The sequence below is a fragment of the Streptomyces sp. NPDC005791 genome, assembly GCF_042871485.1.
In the GTDB taxonomy this organism is placed as follows: Bacteria; Actinomycetota; Actinomycetes; order Streptomycetales; family Streptomycetaceae; genus Streptomyces.
The window spans coordinates 117,489-132,944 of the sequence record NZ_JBIAIP010000014.1; the positions used below are offsets into that span (position 1 = coordinate 117,489).

General features: G+C 70.0%; 12 protein-coding genes and 1 pseudogene. 10 read left to right on the forward strand and 3 right to left on the reverse strand.

Going from position 1 to position 15,456, the window contains the following annotated elements; all coding sequences use genetic code 11:
- The first annotated feature begins 66 nt into the window (after window positions 1–66).
- The 8 genes and pseudogenes from ACFYSH_RS25885 (at window position 67) to ACFYSH_RS25920 (ending at window position 8,378) form a co-directional block, all read left to right on the forward strand.
- Window positions 67–1,403 (forward strand): annotated as a pseudogene (locus tag ACFYSH_RS25885) (DUF2254 domain-containing protein).
- Between the two features lie 503 nt (window positions 1,404–1,906).
- Complete coding sequence (locus ACFYSH_RS25890; RefSeq protein ID WP_359465786.1) at window positions 1,907–3,091, forward strand: ATP-binding protein; 1,185 nt, start codon at window positions 1,907–1,909, stop codon at window positions 3,089–3,091.
- Window positions 3,088–3,933 (forward strand): roadblock/LC7 domain-containing protein, encoded by an 846-nt coding sequence (locus ACFYSH_RS25895; RefSeq protein ID WP_359465788.1) that lies wholly within the window; start codon window positions 3,088–3,090, stop codon window positions 3,931–3,933. The genes ACFYSH_RS25890 and ACFYSH_RS25895 overlap by 4 nt, the downstream gene beginning before the upstream one ends.
- A complete protein-coding gene (locus ACFYSH_RS25900) occupies window positions 3,926–4,309 on the forward strand; it encodes a DUF742 domain-containing protein (RefSeq protein ID WP_359465790.1) in 384 nt (127 codons plus the stop codon). Before ACFYSH_RS25895 ends, ACFYSH_RS25900 begins: the two co-directional genes overlap by 8 nt.
- A gap of 3 nt (window positions 4,310–4,312) precedes the next feature.
- On the forward strand, window positions 4,313–4,873 hold the full coding sequence (locus tag ACFYSH_RS25905; protein ID WP_359465792.1) for an ATP/GTP-binding protein: 561 nt from the start codon (window positions 4,313–4,315) through the stop codon (window positions 4,871–4,873).
- A gap of 12 nt (window positions 4,874–4,885) precedes the next feature.
- Complete coding sequence (locus tag ACFYSH_RS25910; protein WP_359465794.1) at window positions 4,886–6,268, forward strand: cytochrome P450; 1,383 nt, start codon at window positions 4,886–4,888, stop codon at window positions 6,266–6,268.
- 92 nt (window positions 6,269–6,360) lie between these two features.
- Window positions 6,361–7,608 (forward strand): cytochrome P450, encoded by a 1,248-nt coding sequence (locus ACFYSH_RS25915; protein WP_388755654.1) that lies wholly within the window; start codon window positions 6,361–6,363, stop codon window positions 7,606–7,608.
- On the forward strand, window positions 7,605–8,378 hold the full coding sequence (locus ACFYSH_RS25920; RefSeq protein ID WP_359465798.1) for an enoyl-CoA hydratase/isomerase family protein: 774 nt from the start codon (window positions 7,605–7,607) through the stop codon (window positions 8,376–8,378). Before ACFYSH_RS25915 ends, ACFYSH_RS25920 begins: the two co-directional genes overlap by 4 nt.
- Window positions 8,379–8,479: 101 nt before the next feature.
- Here ACFYSH_RS25920 and ACFYSH_RS25925 read toward each other — a convergent pair whose 3' ends face one another.
- The 3 genes from ACFYSH_RS25925 to sucC all read right to left on the reverse strand — a co-directional run bounded on the left by ACFYSH_RS25925 (window position 8,480) and on the right by sucC (window position 12,340).
- The gene (locus ACFYSH_RS25925) at window positions 8,480–10,048 is read right to left on the reverse strand and encodes an aldehyde dehydrogenase family protein (protein WP_388755658.1); all 1,569 of its coding nucleotides are present in this window, start codon (window positions 10,046–10,048) and stop codon (window positions 8,480–8,482) included.
- A gap of 271 nt (window positions 10,049–10,319) precedes the next feature.
- Window positions 10,320–11,201: a succinate--CoA ligase subunit alpha gene (gene sucD / locus ACFYSH_RS25930; RefSeq protein ID WP_388755661.1), complete on the reverse strand. Its 882-nt coding sequence runs from the start codon at window positions 11,199–11,201 to the stop codon at window positions 10,320–10,322.
- 2 nt (window positions 11,202–11,203) lie between these two features.
- Window positions 11,204–12,340: an ADP-forming succinate--CoA ligase subunit beta gene (gene sucC / locus ACFYSH_RS25935; RefSeq protein ID WP_388755664.1), complete on the reverse strand. Its 1,137-nt coding sequence runs from the start codon at window positions 12,338–12,340 to the stop codon at window positions 11,204–11,206.
- 167 nt (window positions 12,341–12,507) lie between these two features.
- Between sucC and ACFYSH_RS25940 the strand changes: the two genes are divergently transcribed.
- On the forward strand, window positions 12,508–14,199 hold the full coding sequence (locus ACFYSH_RS25940; RefSeq protein WP_359465806.1) for a thiamine pyrophosphate-binding protein: 1,692 nt from the start codon (window positions 12,508–12,510) through the stop codon (window positions 14,197–14,199).
- A 16-nt stretch (window positions 14,200–14,215) separates the two neighbouring features.
- A complete protein-coding gene (gene frc / locus ACFYSH_RS25945; protein WP_359465808.1) occupies window positions 14,216–15,454 on the forward strand; it encodes a formyl-CoA transferase in 1,239 nt (412 codons plus the stop codon).
- Window positions 15,455–15,456 lie beyond the last annotated feature (2 nt).

Below are 15,456 nucleotides of genomic sequence, written 5' to 3' on the forward strand. Positions count from 1 at the left end.
CGTCGACGCGCGTGCGTTCCGTGGCGTGCCGCATACACAGCGTGTGCCCGGGCTACCTTCGCGGGCATGAGTGGCAAGAGTGACCCCAGTGGCACCCCTGCGCGCGCCCCTCGGCCGGCCCGTGCCCTGGACTCCCTGCGGGAGCGGCTGCGCGACACCTTCTGGTTCGCGCCGGCCGTGGGCCTCGTGGGCGCCTTCGGGCTGTGGCTGGCCCTCTCCGGGGTGGACACGTGGATCGTCGCGCATCTGCAGGAGGAAGGGGCGTACGAGGAGCTCGGGGATCTCCTCACGTTCGCCGGGGACGCCCGGACCATCGTCACCACGGTCAGCGCGGCGATGATGACGTTCATCGGGGTCGTGTTCAGCATCTCGCTGGTGGCCGTGCAGATGGCGAGCGGACAGCTCACCCCGCGCGTCGTCCGGATCTTCGTACGGAGCAGGATCAGCAAGCTCACGCTGACGGTGTTCCTGGCTACCTTCGCGTTCTCCCTCCTCGTGCTGACCTCGTACGAGGGCGGGGCGGAGCCCGATCCCCGCCGGGTGACGTCGGCGCCGCTGCTGCAGAGCCTGCTGACGCTCGGCATGGTCGGCCTCAGTCTTCTGCTGTTCGTCGCCTATGTCTCGTCCACCCTGCGGCTGATGCAGGTCGGACCCGTCCTGGAGCACCTCACCCGGGAGTCGCTCCGTGCGCTCGCGCGGCAGCCGGGAGGCGCGCAGGAGGAGCCGCAGCCGGGGCCCGGCACGGCGCAGGTCGTGCACCGGGAGCGGGCGGGGGTGCTGAGGGGTGTGGCGGTGGCACGGCTGGTGCGGGCCGCGCGACGGCACGGGGTCGTGCTGCGGCTGGTACCCCGGATCGGGGACTCGTGGTGCCGGGCACCCCGGTGTTCTCGGTGCACGGCGGGGCGGCCCCACCGCCGTCCGCCCTGCGGCGCACGGTCTCGGTCGGGGTCGAGCGCACACCGGACCAGGACCCGGCTTTCGGCCTGCGGCAGTTGTCGGACATCGCGCTGCGCGCCCTGTCGTCCTCCGTGAACGATCCGACCACCGCGGTGCAGTGCCTGGACCGGATCGTGCAGCTGCTCGCGGTCGCCGTCCGGCTGCCGCTCGCCCCACTGCACCACCGGGACCGGCGGGGCGAGGTACGGCTCGTCCAGCAGGTGCCGGGGTGGACGAGCCTCGTGGATCTCGCGTTCGAGGAGATCCGGTGGTGCGCTGCCGCGAGCCCCCAGGTCACGCGGCGACTGCTGGCCGGGCTCGACGATCTGCTCCTGCTTGCCACCGAGGAGCGGAAGGAGCCACTGCGCAGGCACCGTGCGCTCCTGGTGGAAGCGGTCGAGCGCGCGGTGCCCGAGGCGGCAGGGAGGGCGTTCGCACTGCGTCCGGACCGTCAGGGCATCGGCTGACCTGCGTGACCGGTGCCGCCAGGGTATTCGTGCCGGCTGGGGGGGGCAGGTGCCACCGGACCGCCCACTCCGCGCCGCGGCCCGGCATACCGGGGCTCAGGGCGGAACCGCAGCCTTCGAAGTGGACGACGGGATCTCAGGTTGCCGATATCTTTAGCGCATGTGACGGGTTGTCATCCCTCTTCGTAATGTCCCGTGAACCTTTCGGGTACCAGGAGCAGGTGCCGGCGTATTCGGGCTGCGGCAAGGCGAACGCTCTGTGCAACAGGGCATGCGCGAGGCCGTGTTGCCGCGTGCACGACCGGACTCCCCGCTTCCGGCGGGGGCGTGACTCGGTGATAGCATCCCGGCATCTGTGATCTTGATCCACTGGATTCAGATGCTGATTTGCGATCGGCGGCCTGTTCTCCACGCAACAGCGGCCCGGCGGCACCGAGTGACTGTGTCGCGGGCCCTCGGGAGGCATGTCCGTCGCCGTCCGCCCTGCGCCGGGAAAGGTTTCCATGAATCAAGACGCACTCGTGTGGTGCATGGTTGCGGTGACGGCGATAGCCGTTGCCGCCGTCGTGGCACTCGCCGCCCGTAACAGAGCCCTGGGGGCGAAGAAGCAGCAGTCCGAGGCCGAACTCAGGCGCCAGCTGCACACGTCCGACAGTCAGCTCCACCTCTCCCACGCCGAACTGCAGCGCTTCAGGAGCGAGCAGGACGGAACGCTCCACCAGGCCAAGGAAGCGGCGGAGGAGAACACCAAGGCCGTCCTCAAGGGAGCGGCCAGCTTCCTGCAGAGTCTCGCGGCGGAGCAGACCACGCTCCTGGACGGCATCCAGCGCAAGTACGGTGGCCACGCCGTGCTCAGCGATCTGCTCGAGGTGAACCACGCCAATGCGCAGATGGCCCGCAAGGCGCAGGGCATCGCGGTCATGTGCGGTGCGCCGCTCGGCCGCCGCAACAGGCCCGCCAGCGTCTACGACGTGGTGCGCAGCGCCCAGGGGCAGATTCGCAACTTCCACCGCGTCTCCGTCATGCAGCAGACCGCCCTCGCGCTGAAGGCGTCCGCGGTGGCGCCGGTAGCACTCGCAGTCGCCGAGCTCCTTGACAACGCTGCCAGCTTCTCCCAGCACGACGCACCGATCGAGGTGACGTTCCAGCGGGTCCAGAGCAATCTGTGCATCATCATCGACGACGCCGGTGTCGGCATGAACGACGAGGACCGCCAGCGGGCGACCGAGCTGCTGTCCGGTGATGTCGTCCCCCGCCTTTCGCAGCTCGGGAACCAGCCCAAGTTCGGCTTCCCCGTGATCGGCCTGATTGCGCGTCAGTACGGCTTCAAGGTGGATGTCACCGGAGTTTCCCGGTACGGCGGCGTCCGGGCCGTCGTCCTGCTGCCCGAGGAGCTGTGGACCATGGAGGAGACGCCGCCTGCGCCCGAGGCGCCCGTCAGCAGCATCCTGCGAAGCGAAGGCCGGTCGCAGAGCGGGACCACGCGCACGACGCACGGCCTGCCGAAGCGTGGAGCGCGCCAGGCGCCCATCGCGAGCGTGCCGGACCCGGTGGCCACACCGCCGGCGCCGCCGGCGCCCGAGAGGGCCGGCCGTGCCTCCGGGCGCAGCCTGGGGGCTTTCCAGCGCGGCACGCTGTCAGGCCGCAATCTCGAAACCACGTCACCAGAAGGGTCAGAAGACGCATGACCGCAGACCTGTCGTGGATGCTCGAGGACATCGTGCAGAACGTGCCCCGGGCACGGCACGCCGTCCTGTTGTCCGCGGACGGCCTTCCCCGTGGGTCCACCGAGGGCTTGGCCGAGAAGGAGGTGCGCACCATCTCCGCCGCCATGGCGGGGATGCAGTCGCTCAGCCGCGCCACGGCCCACTTCGCCGGACCGGAGACAGACCGGCAGTGGAATCAGACGATCATCGAGTTCTCCCACGGGTGGAGCTTTCTGATCGGTGCCGGGCAGGGTGCCTATCTGGCCGCGGCCGCGGCACCCGATGTGGACATGCAGCAGATCTCCTTCCGTATGCACCGCCTTGTCGCCCGGCTGGGAAACAACCTCACCTCGCCCCCCAGGGTGCGTGCCGAGGATGACGCCGGTACGCGGAACACCGGGTCGGCCCGGCGCGGAGACCCGGGCGATTCGGGTTTCGTGCTCGCTGATCTCGACCAGGTGATCTCGGATGTGCAGGGCGCCCGCCACGCGGTGCTGCTGGGCTCAGACGGGCTGCCCCGCGGGGCGACCAGCGGGCTGGGCAGAGACATGGCGGACACGATATCCGCGGCGATGACGGGCATCCACGCCTACAGCAGAGTCACTTCGCAGTTCGCGGGCGTCCAGGAGGACGCCGCGTGGCGGCAGACGGTCATCGAGTTCCAGCACGGCTGGATCTTCCTGATATCGGCGGGTACCGGGGCCTTCCTGGCCGCCGCCGCCGAGCACGACTGCGACATCGAGGAGTTCACCACCCGCCTGCACGAAGTGATCCCGAAACTGTCCCCGTCGGGAGCGGGGGGAATGGGGGTGGCCCATGCCTGACGAGCCCGATCAGGAGCTGGAACTGACGTCCTCGTTAGTCCCCCTCTTCGTCATCACCAACGGACGCGCCCTGCCCCCGGACCACGAGTACGAGCACACCACACTCGTCATGGCGGCGCAGGACGCAGCGGCCACGGCACGCACGCTCTCCCCCGAAGCCGGCCAGGTCATGGCCCTGGTCACCGAGGGCTTCCTGTCCGTCGCCGAGGTGGCCGGCCACACGCACCTGCCGCTGGGCATCGTGCGCATTCTGCTGGCGCAGTTGGAGGAGGACAGCCTCATCCTCGTGAGGAGGCCGATACCTCGCGCCGAGCGTGTCGACAGAGAGCTGGTCAGCGCCGTGCTCGAAGGCCTGAAGAATCGATTCGGAGCGTAACGCGTGTACCTGGATCCAGACGTCTCCCACGCGGTGAAGATCCTCATAGTCGGGCACTTCGGTGTCGGTAAGACCACCTGCATCGCAAGTCTCTCCGAGATCGAACCGCTGCGGACCGAGGAGGAGATCACCGAGGCCAGCGAGGGATTCGACGACCTGTCGGGCACACCTCACAAGAAGACCACCACCGTGGCCATGGACTTCGGCCGCCTCACCCTCAGCGACTCGCTGGTCCTCTACCTCTTCGGAACGCCCGGGCAGGAGCGTTTCAAGGAGATGTGGGAGGAGCTGTCGCGGGGCGCTCTGGGCGCGCTGGTCCTCGTGGACCCCGAGCGCCTGCACGAGTCCTTCCCCGTCCTCGACCTGGTCGAGAGTTTCGGCCTGACGTACGCCATCGGCGTCAACCACTTCGAGGGGACCACGGACTACCCGCTCGACGAAGTCCGCGAGGCCTTGAACCTGACTGCCGACACGCCGGTCGCCAAGTGCGACGTCCGTGACGAAAGAACCTCGGCGCAGGCCCTCATCACCCTCGTCGAACATCTCATGTCCCAACTCGGCTAGGAGCGCCAGACCATGCAGCAGCCGCTTGACCCGCAGGGGATACCTTCCGGGTGCCCCGCGCACGAGAACGTCCGGCTGTACGGCCCCTCGTTCGGAGCCGACCCCGACGGCCACTACGCGCATCTGCGCTCGTTCGGCATGAGCGCGCCCGTCGACATCGCCCCGGATGTGGAGGTCGAGCTGGTCACCAGTTATGACGCCGCCCTCTACGTCCTGCAGAACCCCGCGTCCTTCGTCCGGGACTCCCGCCGCTGGAACGCGCTGAACGAGGGCCGCGTCCCGGCTGACAGCCCCGCCCTGCCGATGATGAGCTACCGCCCCAACGCGCTGTTCAGCGACGGCGCGGCCCATGCCCGGCTGCGCCAGGCGGTCACCGACAGCCTGGCCACGGTCGACGAGCTCCAGCTCGTGCGGCAGACGCAGCAGTCAGCCGACTACCTGATCAGCCGCTTCAGCGCCGATCCGCGCGGCCAGGCGGAACTGATGGCGGAGTACGCCCAGCCGCTGCCGCTGCTGGTCTTCAGCGACCTGTTCGGCTGTCCCCCGGAGATCGGTGACCGGGTGATCGCCGGGATCAGCGGCATCTTCGAGGGCACTCCGGGTGCCGACGAGGTCCTGGGCGGGGCACTCACCGAGCTGATCGCCCTCAAACGGCGCCGCCCTGCGGACGACCTGACGACGCGTCTGATGCAGCACTCGTCCCAGTTGAGCGACGAGGAGGTACTGCACCAGCTCGTGACCCTGCTCTCCGGTGGTACCGCTCCCCTGGCCGCCACGATCGGGAGCAGCAGCGCGCTGTACCTCGGCGAGGAGTGGCAGACCGGACTGCCGGTCGAGGACGCGGTCGCCCAGAGCCTGTGGAACTACGCTCCGATCGCCAACTACGCGGCTCACTACCCGGTCCATGACGTCGAACTGGGTGGCAGGACCCTGCGGGCCGACGACCCCGTGCTGATCTCCTTCGCCGCGGCGAACACCGATCCCAAACTGACCGAGCACCGCCGGCAGCTCAGCGCCAAGGCGCATCTCGCCTTCGGTGCGGGCCCGCACGCGTGCCCTGCCAAGGACCCGGCGTTCATGATCGCGGTCACCGCGGTCGAGACACTGCTCAACCGGCTGCCGGACATCGAGATGCGCGTTCCGTTCAAGACCCTCGCCTGGGTGCCGAGTCCGTGGAGCCGTTCGCTGGTGACCCTCCCCGTCCGGTTCAGTCCGCACACGCAGCCGTCGGCCGCCGCCCACCCCGGCCAGGCGCAACCGGACGCCACGTCCCCGCAGGGCACACCCGCCGGGCAGCCCTCCGGATCCCACGGCTCCCAGTCGCAGAGCGCCGCCGGGGCGCAGCCCAAGGGCGGTCTGTTCAGCCGCTTCCTGGCGTGGACGAGAGGGGAGTGATTTTTGTTACCTTCTGATGCCCCTGTGTTATTGGATGCTTGAACGATCTTGTGGGTATGCATGGCGGCTGGTTCTAGAAAGGAGCCGCCATCATGAGTGTCACCACTACTCCGTCGTCCGACCGCAGGGCATCCGTCTCCCTCTTCTCGCGTCTGCGGACAGCACGGGGACAGGCCGACCCTTTCCCGATATACCGAGAACTGCTGTCGAGGGGCGAGGTCAGCCCGGCTCCGTGGGGTGGTTCCCTCGTCACGGGCTTCGCCGTCTGCGATCAGGTACTACGCAGCCGCGACTGGCTGGAGCCCGACAAACGCTGGCGCGAGCGGCAAGGACCGGGGACACGCTGGAACGCCTCGTCCTCGCGGGAGATGAGCAGCACGCTGGCCGCGCTCAATCCTCCCGACCACACACGGGCCCGCCGGGCGGCCGGCACGTTCGACCGGGCCACGGTGGAGCGGATCGGCCGGTCGGTGCGCCGGACGACCGACCAGCTCCTGAGCACCCTGTCGGAGCGGTTGCGGGACGGGGAGGCGGACTTCTCGGAACTCGTGGGCGAGGAGCTGCCGGTCGCCACCATCGGCGAGTGGCTCGGACTGCCCGCTGCCGACTGGCCCCGTCTGCGGGAACTGACGCACGACCAGGTCTTCACGCAGGAGCTGCTTCCGTCGGCGAGCCAGCTGGCCGCATCGGACGCGGCCACGGCCGAACTCCGCGCCTACTTCGTCGGCCTCGTGCAGGACCGGCGCGCCCACCCCGGCGAGGATCCCGTGTCCCGCTGGATACGGTCCTGGGACTCCGTGGAACCCGACCGCGACAAGGCCGACGAAGCGGTCTACTTCCTGGTTCTGTTCGTCCTCCTGGCCGCCCTGGAGACCACCGCGACCCTCCTGACGACCATGACGCTCCTGCTCGTCGAGAGCCCGGCACGCTGGGACATGGTCGCGGACAGCCCCGACCTGGTCCCCGCGTTCGTGGAGGAGACACTGCGCTACGACCCTCCCACCCACGTCATCAGCCGGGTTGCCGCCGCGGACTGCGTTCTGGGCGACATGGAGATACGCAAGGACGAGATGGTGCACCTCATGGTGGGGGCCGCCCATCGGGACCCGGCGAAACACCGGGAGCCCGACAGGTTCGACCCCCTGCGCCCGCCCGCCCACCTCGCCTTCAGCGGCGGCATCCACTACTGCCTCGGCGCGCCGTTGGCCCGGCTCGAGGCCCAGACCCTTCTCCGTCAGCTCATCCGTCGTCTCCCCCGTCTCACGCTCGTACGTCGCCCGACGATGGCCCCCAGGGTCGCGTTCCGGCGCCCGCTGAACCTGGATGTCGCTCTCGCATGAACGAAACCCTCGGTACGCTCACCAGCTCCTCCCGCAAGGCGATACGCGTCGAGGAGGACGGCCCCGTACTCCACGTCCGGCTGAATCCCTGGGGCCAGGAGGACACCCTGGACGCCGCCGTCCTCGACGACCTCCGCCTTCTGCTCGACGACCTGCACGACCGCCCGGACATCCGTGTTCTGGTCCTCTCGTCCATGGGCACGGACTTCTGCCTGGGAGCCGACCGCAACGAGTACCATGCGGCGCTCGCCTCGGATCCCACCGGTTCCGCACTGCGGCGCATCGCGGACAGGGCCCAGCGGCTGTGCCAGGCCCTGGAGGACACCCACGCCGTCACCATCGCCAGGCTTCACGGCCGGGTGATCGGTGCCGGGCTCGCGCTCGCCTCGTTCTGCGATCTGCGCGTGGGCGCGGACACCTGCCGCTTCCGCATGCCGGAGATCGGGGTGGGGCTCCCCCCTGCCTGGGGAGGGGCGATGGGCCGCCTCGTCTCCGAGGCCGGCGCCGCCAGGATCCGCGAACTCATGCTGACCTGCGACGTGTTCGACGCCGATACCGCTCACCGGCTCGGCCTCCTCCACAGGACCGCCTCGCTCGACCGGCTGGACGAGGTCGTCGACGCCCTGACCAGGCCCCTGGCCCGGCGCTCCCCCGAAGCCCTCGTGCTGACCAAGCGCATGCTGGCCGGATTCGCGCGGGCCGACCGGACAGCAGACACCTCCATGCTCGACTCCCACCTTCTGACCGCCCACATCAACCAGCACCGGTGACAGGACCGGTCCGGCCCGGAGTGGTCCGGTCCGGTCCGGTGGTGCCGGGTACTGCCGTGGCGACCAGCCACGGCAGGCCGGGCGGTCGGGGAGGAGAGCGGCTACGGCATGAGGTGGTACTCCGGGAAGTTGCCCGGCAGCCTCTCCTCCCCCGGGCCGTCGGTCACGGCCCGTACGAGCAGCTCGCCACCCACGAACGCGCCGCGCCAGGAGGCACCGAAGCCTCCGAAGAGCTCTTCGCGGTCTCCCCGGGAACGCGGTCTGCCGTGCCCGGTCTTGAAGGCGCGGATCTGGGGGGCCAGTCGCTCGTACGTCGCCGGGTCGTCGGTGGACAGCGTGGCGACCAGGGCCCCGTTCGACGCGTTCATGGCGGCGAGGAGTTCGGCCTCGGTGTCCACCAGGACGATGGTGTCGACCGGGCCGAAGGGCTCCGCGTGGTGGAGCGGCGAAGACGGTGGCGGGTTCAGGAGCGTGACCGGGTGGAGGTACGCGCTGGTGTCCTGGCCGGGGAGGAAGCGGGCGTCCGCCACCGGCCCCTGGTGCAGGGGGACGGCCCCGCGGTCGATCGCCTCGGTGACCTGGTCGTGCAGTTCCTTGGCCTTGGCGGCGTTGATCAGAGGGCCGAAGTCCAGGTCGGGAAGGGGGTCGGAGGGGTGCTCCACGGCGAGGGGGTGCCCGGTGCGGAGAGACCGTACGGCGGGGAGGTAGGCCGCCAGGAAGTCCGCGAAGAGGGTGCGCTGGACGACGAAGCGGGGGTAGGCGGTGCAGCGCTGCTTGCCGTAGTCGAAGAGCTTCGGGATGACGGCGGTGAGGGACGGCCAGCCCGTGTAGTTCCAGACGCCCCAGGTGTTGAGTCCCTCCTGTTCGAGGATGTGCCGCTTGCCCAGGTCGGCGACGGCGGTGGCGATCCGGGCGCCGGTGTCCCGGCCGCCGACGAAGGAGACGCAGCCGATCTCCGCCGACCGGACGAGCGGCTCGGACAGTTCGCTGCCGCTGCCGCTGAGAAGGGTGAGCGGGACACCTTCTCGGGTGGCGAGCGCGCAGGCCAGGGTGAGGCAGGAAAGGCCGCCGTCGGTGGGGGTCTTGGCGATCACGGCGTTGCCGGCCAGGGCCTGCACGAGCATCGCGTGGACCAGCACGGACATGGGGTAGTTCCAGCTGGCGATGTTGGAGACGGGGCCGGCGAGAGGGGTACGGCCGGCCAGGAGGCGGTCGCTGTGGTCGACGTACCAGCGGACCCCGTCGATGGCGCGGTCCACGTCCGCCTGGGCGAGGCGCCATGGCTTGCCGATCTCCCACACCAGGAGCAGGGCGAGGAGCGCGCGGTGCTCGGTCAGGGCGTCGAGGGTGGCCGAGACGCGGGCGCGGCGTTCGGGGAGCGGGATGTGGCGCCAGGCGCGGTGGGCGTCGAGGGATGCGCGTACCGCGTGTCCGGCGGTGGCCGCGTCCAGGCGGGGCGGGCCGGTGATGGGCGTGTTGTCGACGGGGCTGGTGGCGGGGAGGGTACGGCCGTCCCGGTGCCAGGTGGCGGCCCAGAGGTTGCGTGTGCGGTCGTCCTCGAAGGCTTCGGGGGCGGTGGTGAGGCAGCGGTGCCAGGCGTCCTGCCAGGCGGTGCCTGGTTTGAGGGTGAGGGAGGTGGGGGCGGGCGTCGGTGCGGGTGTCTGTGTCATCGGGGTCTCCGCTCTGAGTGCGGGTGTGGTGGCGGGGGCGGGGTGCGGGGGCGAGTTGCGGGGTGCGGGGGCGGGGCGGGGCGCCTGCGGCGGGCCTGTTCCCCTACCCGCCCCTTCCCGTGCCCGGGGCTCCGCCCCGGCCCCCGGTCCTCAATCGCCGGACGGGCTGAGTAAGTGCGGCCCTGCGGACCGGACACGGTCCCGCATCGCCGGACGGGCTGAGTGAGTACGGCCCTGAGTGGGCGCGGCCCGAGTGGGTGCTGCTGCGCTGTCAGCCGCGCAGTCCGTCCTCCGCCAGGCGGGCCGTTTCCGTGGGGGTCGCGCCCACGGCGACCCCCGCCGCTTCCAGTGCCGCCTTCTTCGCCGCGGCCGTGCCCGAGGAGCCGGAGACGATCGCTCCCGCATGGCCCATCGTCTTGCCCTCAGGGGCGGTGAAGCCCGCGATGTAGCCGACCACCGGCTTGGTGATGTGCCGGGCGATGTGGGCCGCGGCGCGTTCCTCCGCGTCGCCTCCGATCTCGCCGATCAGCACGATCAGTTCGGTGTCCGGGTCGTTCTCGAACGCCGTCAGACAGTCGATGTGCGTCGTGCCGATCACCGGGTCGCCGCCGATGCCCACCGCCGTCGAGAGGCCGGTCTCCCGCAGTTCGTGCATCAGCTGGTAGGTGAGCGTGCCCGACTTGGAGACCAGGCCGATCCGGCCGGGCTTCGTCGCGATGTCGGCGGGGATGATGCCCGCGTTGGACTGGCCCGGACTGATCACACCCGGACAGTTCGGCCCGAGGATGCGTGTGCCGCGCGCCTTGGCGTGGGCGTGGAAGGCGACCGCGTCGTGGACGGGGATGCCCTCCGTGATGATGACGGCGAGCCCGATCCCCGCGTCCGCCGCCTCGACGGCAGCCGCCTTGGCGTACGGCGGTGGGACGAAGACGACGGTGACGTCGGCACCCGTGGCGTCCATCCCGTCGCGTACGGAGCCGAAGACCGGGACCGTGCGGTCGTCGAGGTCCACCGTGCGGCCCGCCTTGCGCGGGTTGACGCCGCCGACGATCCGGGTGCCCGCCGCGAGCATCCGCCTGGTGTGCTTCATGCCCTCGGCGCCGGTCATTCCCTGGACGAGGACCTTGCTCTCCTTGCTGAGGAGGATGGCCATGATCAGTGCCCTCCCAGGGCCAGTCGGGCTGCTCGGTCGGCTGCGCCGTCCATCGTGGTGACCTGCTGGATCATCGGGTGCGCGCGGTCGTCGAGGATCGCCCGGCCGCGCGCGGCGTTGTTGCCGTCGAGCCGGACGACCAGGGGCTTCGTCAGGTGGACGGAGTCGAGTGCGTGGACGATGCCGTCGGCGACCGCGTCGCAGGCGGTGATGCCGCCGAACACGTTGACGAACACGGCCTTCACCGACGGGTCGGAGAGGAGGACCGTGAGCCCGTCGGCCATGACACGGGCCGAGGCCCCTCCCCCGATGTCGAGGAAGTTGGCCGGGCGGGCACCGCAGCCGGCGACCACGTCGAGGGTGGACATGACGAGCCCCGCACCGTTGCCGATGATGCCGACCTCGCCGTCGAGTCTGACGTAGTCGATCCCCTTGGCGGCCGCCGCCGCTTCCAGCGGGTCCCCGTGCGGGTCGGCGGTGTCCGTCCCTCGACGGGACCGGCGGAAGGCGGCGTTGTCGTCCAGGGTGACCTTGCCGTCCAGCGCGAGGATCCGGCCGTCCGTGGTGCGGACCAGTGGGTTGACCTCGACGAGGAGGGCGTCCTCCTGCGTGAGGACCTGCCACAACGCCTGGAGTACGGGTGCGGTCTCCGGTGGGAGGGAGGCCGCCTCGGCGATCTGCGCCGCCCTGGCCGCCGTGACCCCCTCGGCCGGGTCGACCGGGATCCTGGCCACTGCCTCCGGGCGGGTGGCGGCGACCTCCTCGATGTCCATGCCGCCCTCCGCCGAGGCGATGGCGAGAAAGGTTCCGGCGGCCCGGTCCAGGACGTAGCTGACGTAGAACTCCGCCTCGATGTCGACGGGCTGGGCGAGCATCACCGTGCGCACGAGGTGGCCCTTGATGTCCATGCCGAGGATGTGGCGTGCGGTGACGACGGCGGCCCCGGGGTCCGCGGCGACCTTCACTCCGCCCGCCTTGCCCCGACCACCCACTTTCACCTGCGCCTTGACGACGACACGGCCGCCTAGCCGTTCGGCCGCGGCATGCACCGCGGACGGGTGGTCCACCACCTCGGCGGCCGGTACGGCGATGCCGTGATCCGCGAAGAGTTGCCTTGCCTGGTGCTCGTACAGATCCATAGCCACTCCCGATCGTGCCGATTGTGAAAGTGCCGCACGCCCCCTGGACACCACCCACCGGATGCGGGATAACAAGCTTCATACAGTATTCGTCGACTGTATGCAATGTACCGCGAGGGTGGCGGAGCGGCCTCCGGCACTCCCCTACGAAGGGACAGGACATCGCCATGCCCGAGGACAGCCAGGACAGCCAGAACCTCATCTCCGGTGGGCACTTGGTCGCCAAGGCACTCAAGGCGGAGGGGGTGGAACGCATTTACACCCTCTGTGGCGGCCACATCATCGACATCTACGACGGCTGCGTGGACGAGGGCATCGAAGTCGTCGACGTACGGCACGAGCAGGTGGCCGCCCACGCGGCCGACGGCTACGCCCGGATCACCGGGAAGCCCGGATGCGCCGTCGTCACCGCGGGCCCAGGGACGACCGATGCCGTCACCGGTGTCGCCAACGCCTTCCGCGCCGAATCACCGATGCTGCTGATCGGGGGACAGGGAGCGCACACCCAGCACAAGATGGGCTCGCTCCAGGATCTGCCGCACGTCGACATGATGACGCCCATCACCAAGTTCGCGGCCACCGTGCCGGACACCGCGCGGGCGGCGGACATGGTGTCGATGGCGTTCCGGGAGTGCTTCCACGGGGCTCCCGGCCCCTCCTTCCTGGAGATCCCGCGCGACGTGCTCGACGCGAAGGTCCCGGTGGGCAAGGCGCGGGTCCCCGACGGTGGCCGGTACCGCGCGTCGACCCGGGCGGGCGGAGACCCGGCCGACATCGAGAAGCTCGCCGATCTGCTGGTCCACGCCGAGAAGCCCGCCATCCTGCTGGGCAGTCAGGTCTGGACGACCCGCGCCACGGACTCGGCCACCGAACTCGTCCGCACCCTCAACATCCCCGCGTACATGAACGGCGCGGGCCGCGGCACCCTGCCGCCCGGCGATCCGCACCACTTCCAGCTCTCCCGGCGCTACGCCTTCTCCAACGCCGACCTCATCGTGATCGTGGGGACTCCCTTCGACTTCCGGATGGGCTACGGCAAACGGCTCTCACCGGACGCCACCGTCGTCCAGATCGACCTCGACTACCGCACCGTCGGCAAGAACCGCGACATCGACCTCGGGATCGTCGGTGACGCCTCGGTCGTCCTGAAGGCGGTCACGGAGGCCGCGAGCGGGCGGATCAACGGCGGATCCGCTCTGCGCAAGGCATGGCTGGACGAACTGCGGGCCGCCGAGCAGACGGCGATCGAGAAGCGGCTGCCCCAGCTGAAGTCGGACGCCTCGCCCATCCACCCGTACAGGCTGGTGAGCGAGATCAACGACTTCCTCACCGAGGACTCCGTCTACATAGGGGACGGAGGCGACATCGTCACCTTCTCCGGGCAGGTCGTCCAGCCCCGCACCCCCGGTCACTGGATGGACCCGGGACCGCTCGGCACGCTCGGGGTCGGCGTGCCGTTCGTGCTGGCCGCCAAGCAGGCCAGGCCCGACAAGGAAGTCGTGGCGCTCTTCGGCGACGGCGCGTTCTCCCTCACCGGGTGGGACTTCGAGACGCTGGTCCGCTACAACCTCCCCTTCGTCGGGATCGTCGGCAACAACTCCTCGATGAACCAGATCCGTTACGGCCAGAAGGCCAAGTACGGCGACGAGCGCCAGCGGGTCGGCAACACCCTCGGGGACGTCCACTACGACAAGTTCGCCCAGATGCTGGGTGGTTACGGCGAGGAGGTGCGCGACCCCGCGGACATCGCACCCGCGTTGCGGCGGGCGCGTGAGTCAGGGCTGCCCTCGCTGATCAACGTCTGGGTGGACCCGGACGCGTACGCCCCCGGAACGATGAACCAGACGATGTACAAGTAGCAGAGGAGCCGTTGGCATGACCAGAGCTCTTGAGGGCGTACGCGTCCTCGACATGACGCACGTACAGTCCGGCCCCTCCGCCACCCAGCTTCTCGGCTGGCTCGGGGCGGACGTGGTCAAGCTGGAGGCGCCGAGCGGCGACATCACCCGCAAGCAGTTGCGGGACCTGCCCGACGTCGACTCCCTCTACTTCACGATGCTCAACTGCAACAAGCGGAGCATCACCCTCAACACCAAGAGCGAGCGCGGCAAGGAGATCCTCACCGAGCTCATCCGCCGCAGCGACGTGATGGTCGAGAACTTCGGCCCCGGCGCCGTGGACCGCATGGGCTTCACCTGGGAGCGGATCCAGGAGATCAACCCCCGGATCGTCTACGCCTCCATCAAGGGCTTCGGCGAAGGCCCGTACACCAACTTCAAGGCGTACGAGGTCGTCGCGCAGGCCATGGGCGGCTCGATGTCCACCACCGGATTCGCCGACGGACCGCCGCTCGCGACCGGAGCCCAGATCGGTGACTCCGGCACGGGGATCCACGCGGTGGCCGGCATCCTCGCCGCCCTGTTCCAGCGCGAGAGCACCGGGCGCGGGCAGCGGGTGAACGTGGCCATGCAGCACGCGGTGCTCAACCTCTGCCGGGTCAAGCTCCGCGACCAGCAGCGGCTGGGGCACGGGCCGCTCGCCGAGTACCCGGACGCGCAGGACACGGCCGGCGCCGACGAGGTGCCCCGCAGCGGCAACGCCAGTGGCGGCGGCCAGCCGGGGTGGGCGGTGAAGTGCGCGCCGGGCGGCCCCAACGACTACGTGTACGTCATCGTGCAGCCGGTCGGCTGGAAGCCCCTGTCAGCGCTGATCGGCCGGCCCGAGCTGGCGGAGGACCCCGAGTGGGCGACTCCGGAGTCCCGGCTGCCGAAGCTCGGCAAGATGTTCCAGCTGATCGAGGAGTGGTCGGCGACGCTCCCCAAGTGGGACGTGCTGGAACAGCTCAACGCGCACAACATCCCGTGCGGCCCGATCCTCTCGACCAAGGAGATCGTCGAGGACGAGTCCCTCGCCGCCAACGAGATGGTGGTCCGGGTCGAGCACCCGGAGCGCGGGACCTTCACCACGGTCGGCAGCCCGCTGAAGCTGTCCGACTCCCCCGTCGACATCGTCACCTCCCCGCTGCTCGGTCAGCACAACGCGGAGGTGTACGTCGGCGAACTGGGCCTGGGCGACGAGGAACTGCGGCTGCTGAAGACGAACGGAGTCATCTGAGC

Excerpts from the sequence above, each read along its gene's own strand:
- sucD (WP_388755661.1), bottom strand. The coding sequence starts at position 11,201 with ATGGCCATCCTCCTCAGCAAGGAGAGCAAGGTCCTCGTCCAGGGAATG.
- ACFYSH_RS25920 (WP_359465798.1), top strand. The coding sequence starts at position 7,605 with ATGAACGAAACCCTCGGTACGCTCACCAGCTCCTCCCGCAAGGCGATA.
- ACFYSH_RS25890 (WP_359465786.1), top strand. The coding sequence starts at position 1,907 with ATGAATCAAGACGCACTCGTGTGGTGCATGGTTGCGGTGACGGCGATA.
- ACFYSH_RS25910 (WP_359465794.1), top strand. The coding sequence starts at position 4,886 with ATGCAGCAGCCGCTTGACCCGCAGGGGATACCTTCCGGGTGCCCCGCG.
- frc (WP_359465808.1), top strand. The coding sequence starts at position 14,216 with ATGACCAGAGCTCTTGAGGGCGTACGCGTCCTCGACATGACGCACGTA.
- ACFYSH_RS25915 (WP_388755654.1), top strand. The coding sequence starts at position 6,361 with ATGAGTGTCACCACTACTCCGTCGTCCGACCGCAGGGCATCCGTCTCC.
- ACFYSH_RS25940 (WP_359465806.1), top strand. The coding sequence starts at position 12,508 with ATGCCCGAGGACAGCCAGGACAGCCAGAACCTCATCTCCGGTGGGCAC.
- ACFYSH_RS25895 (WP_359465788.1), top strand. The coding sequence starts at position 3,088 with ATGACCGCAGACCTGTCGTGGATGCTCGAGGACATCGTGCAGAACGTG.
- ACFYSH_RS25925 (WP_388755658.1), bottom strand. The coding sequence starts at position 10,048 with ATGACACAGACACCCGCACCGACGCCCGCCCCCACCTCCCTCACCCTC.
- sucC (WP_388755664.1), bottom strand. The coding sequence starts at position 12,340 with ATGGATCTGTACGAGCACCAGGCAAGGCAACTCTTCGCGGATCACGGC.
- ACFYSH_RS25900 (WP_359465790.1), top strand. The coding sequence starts at position 3,926 with ATGCCTGACGAGCCCGATCAGGAGCTGGAACTGACGTCCTCGTTAGTC.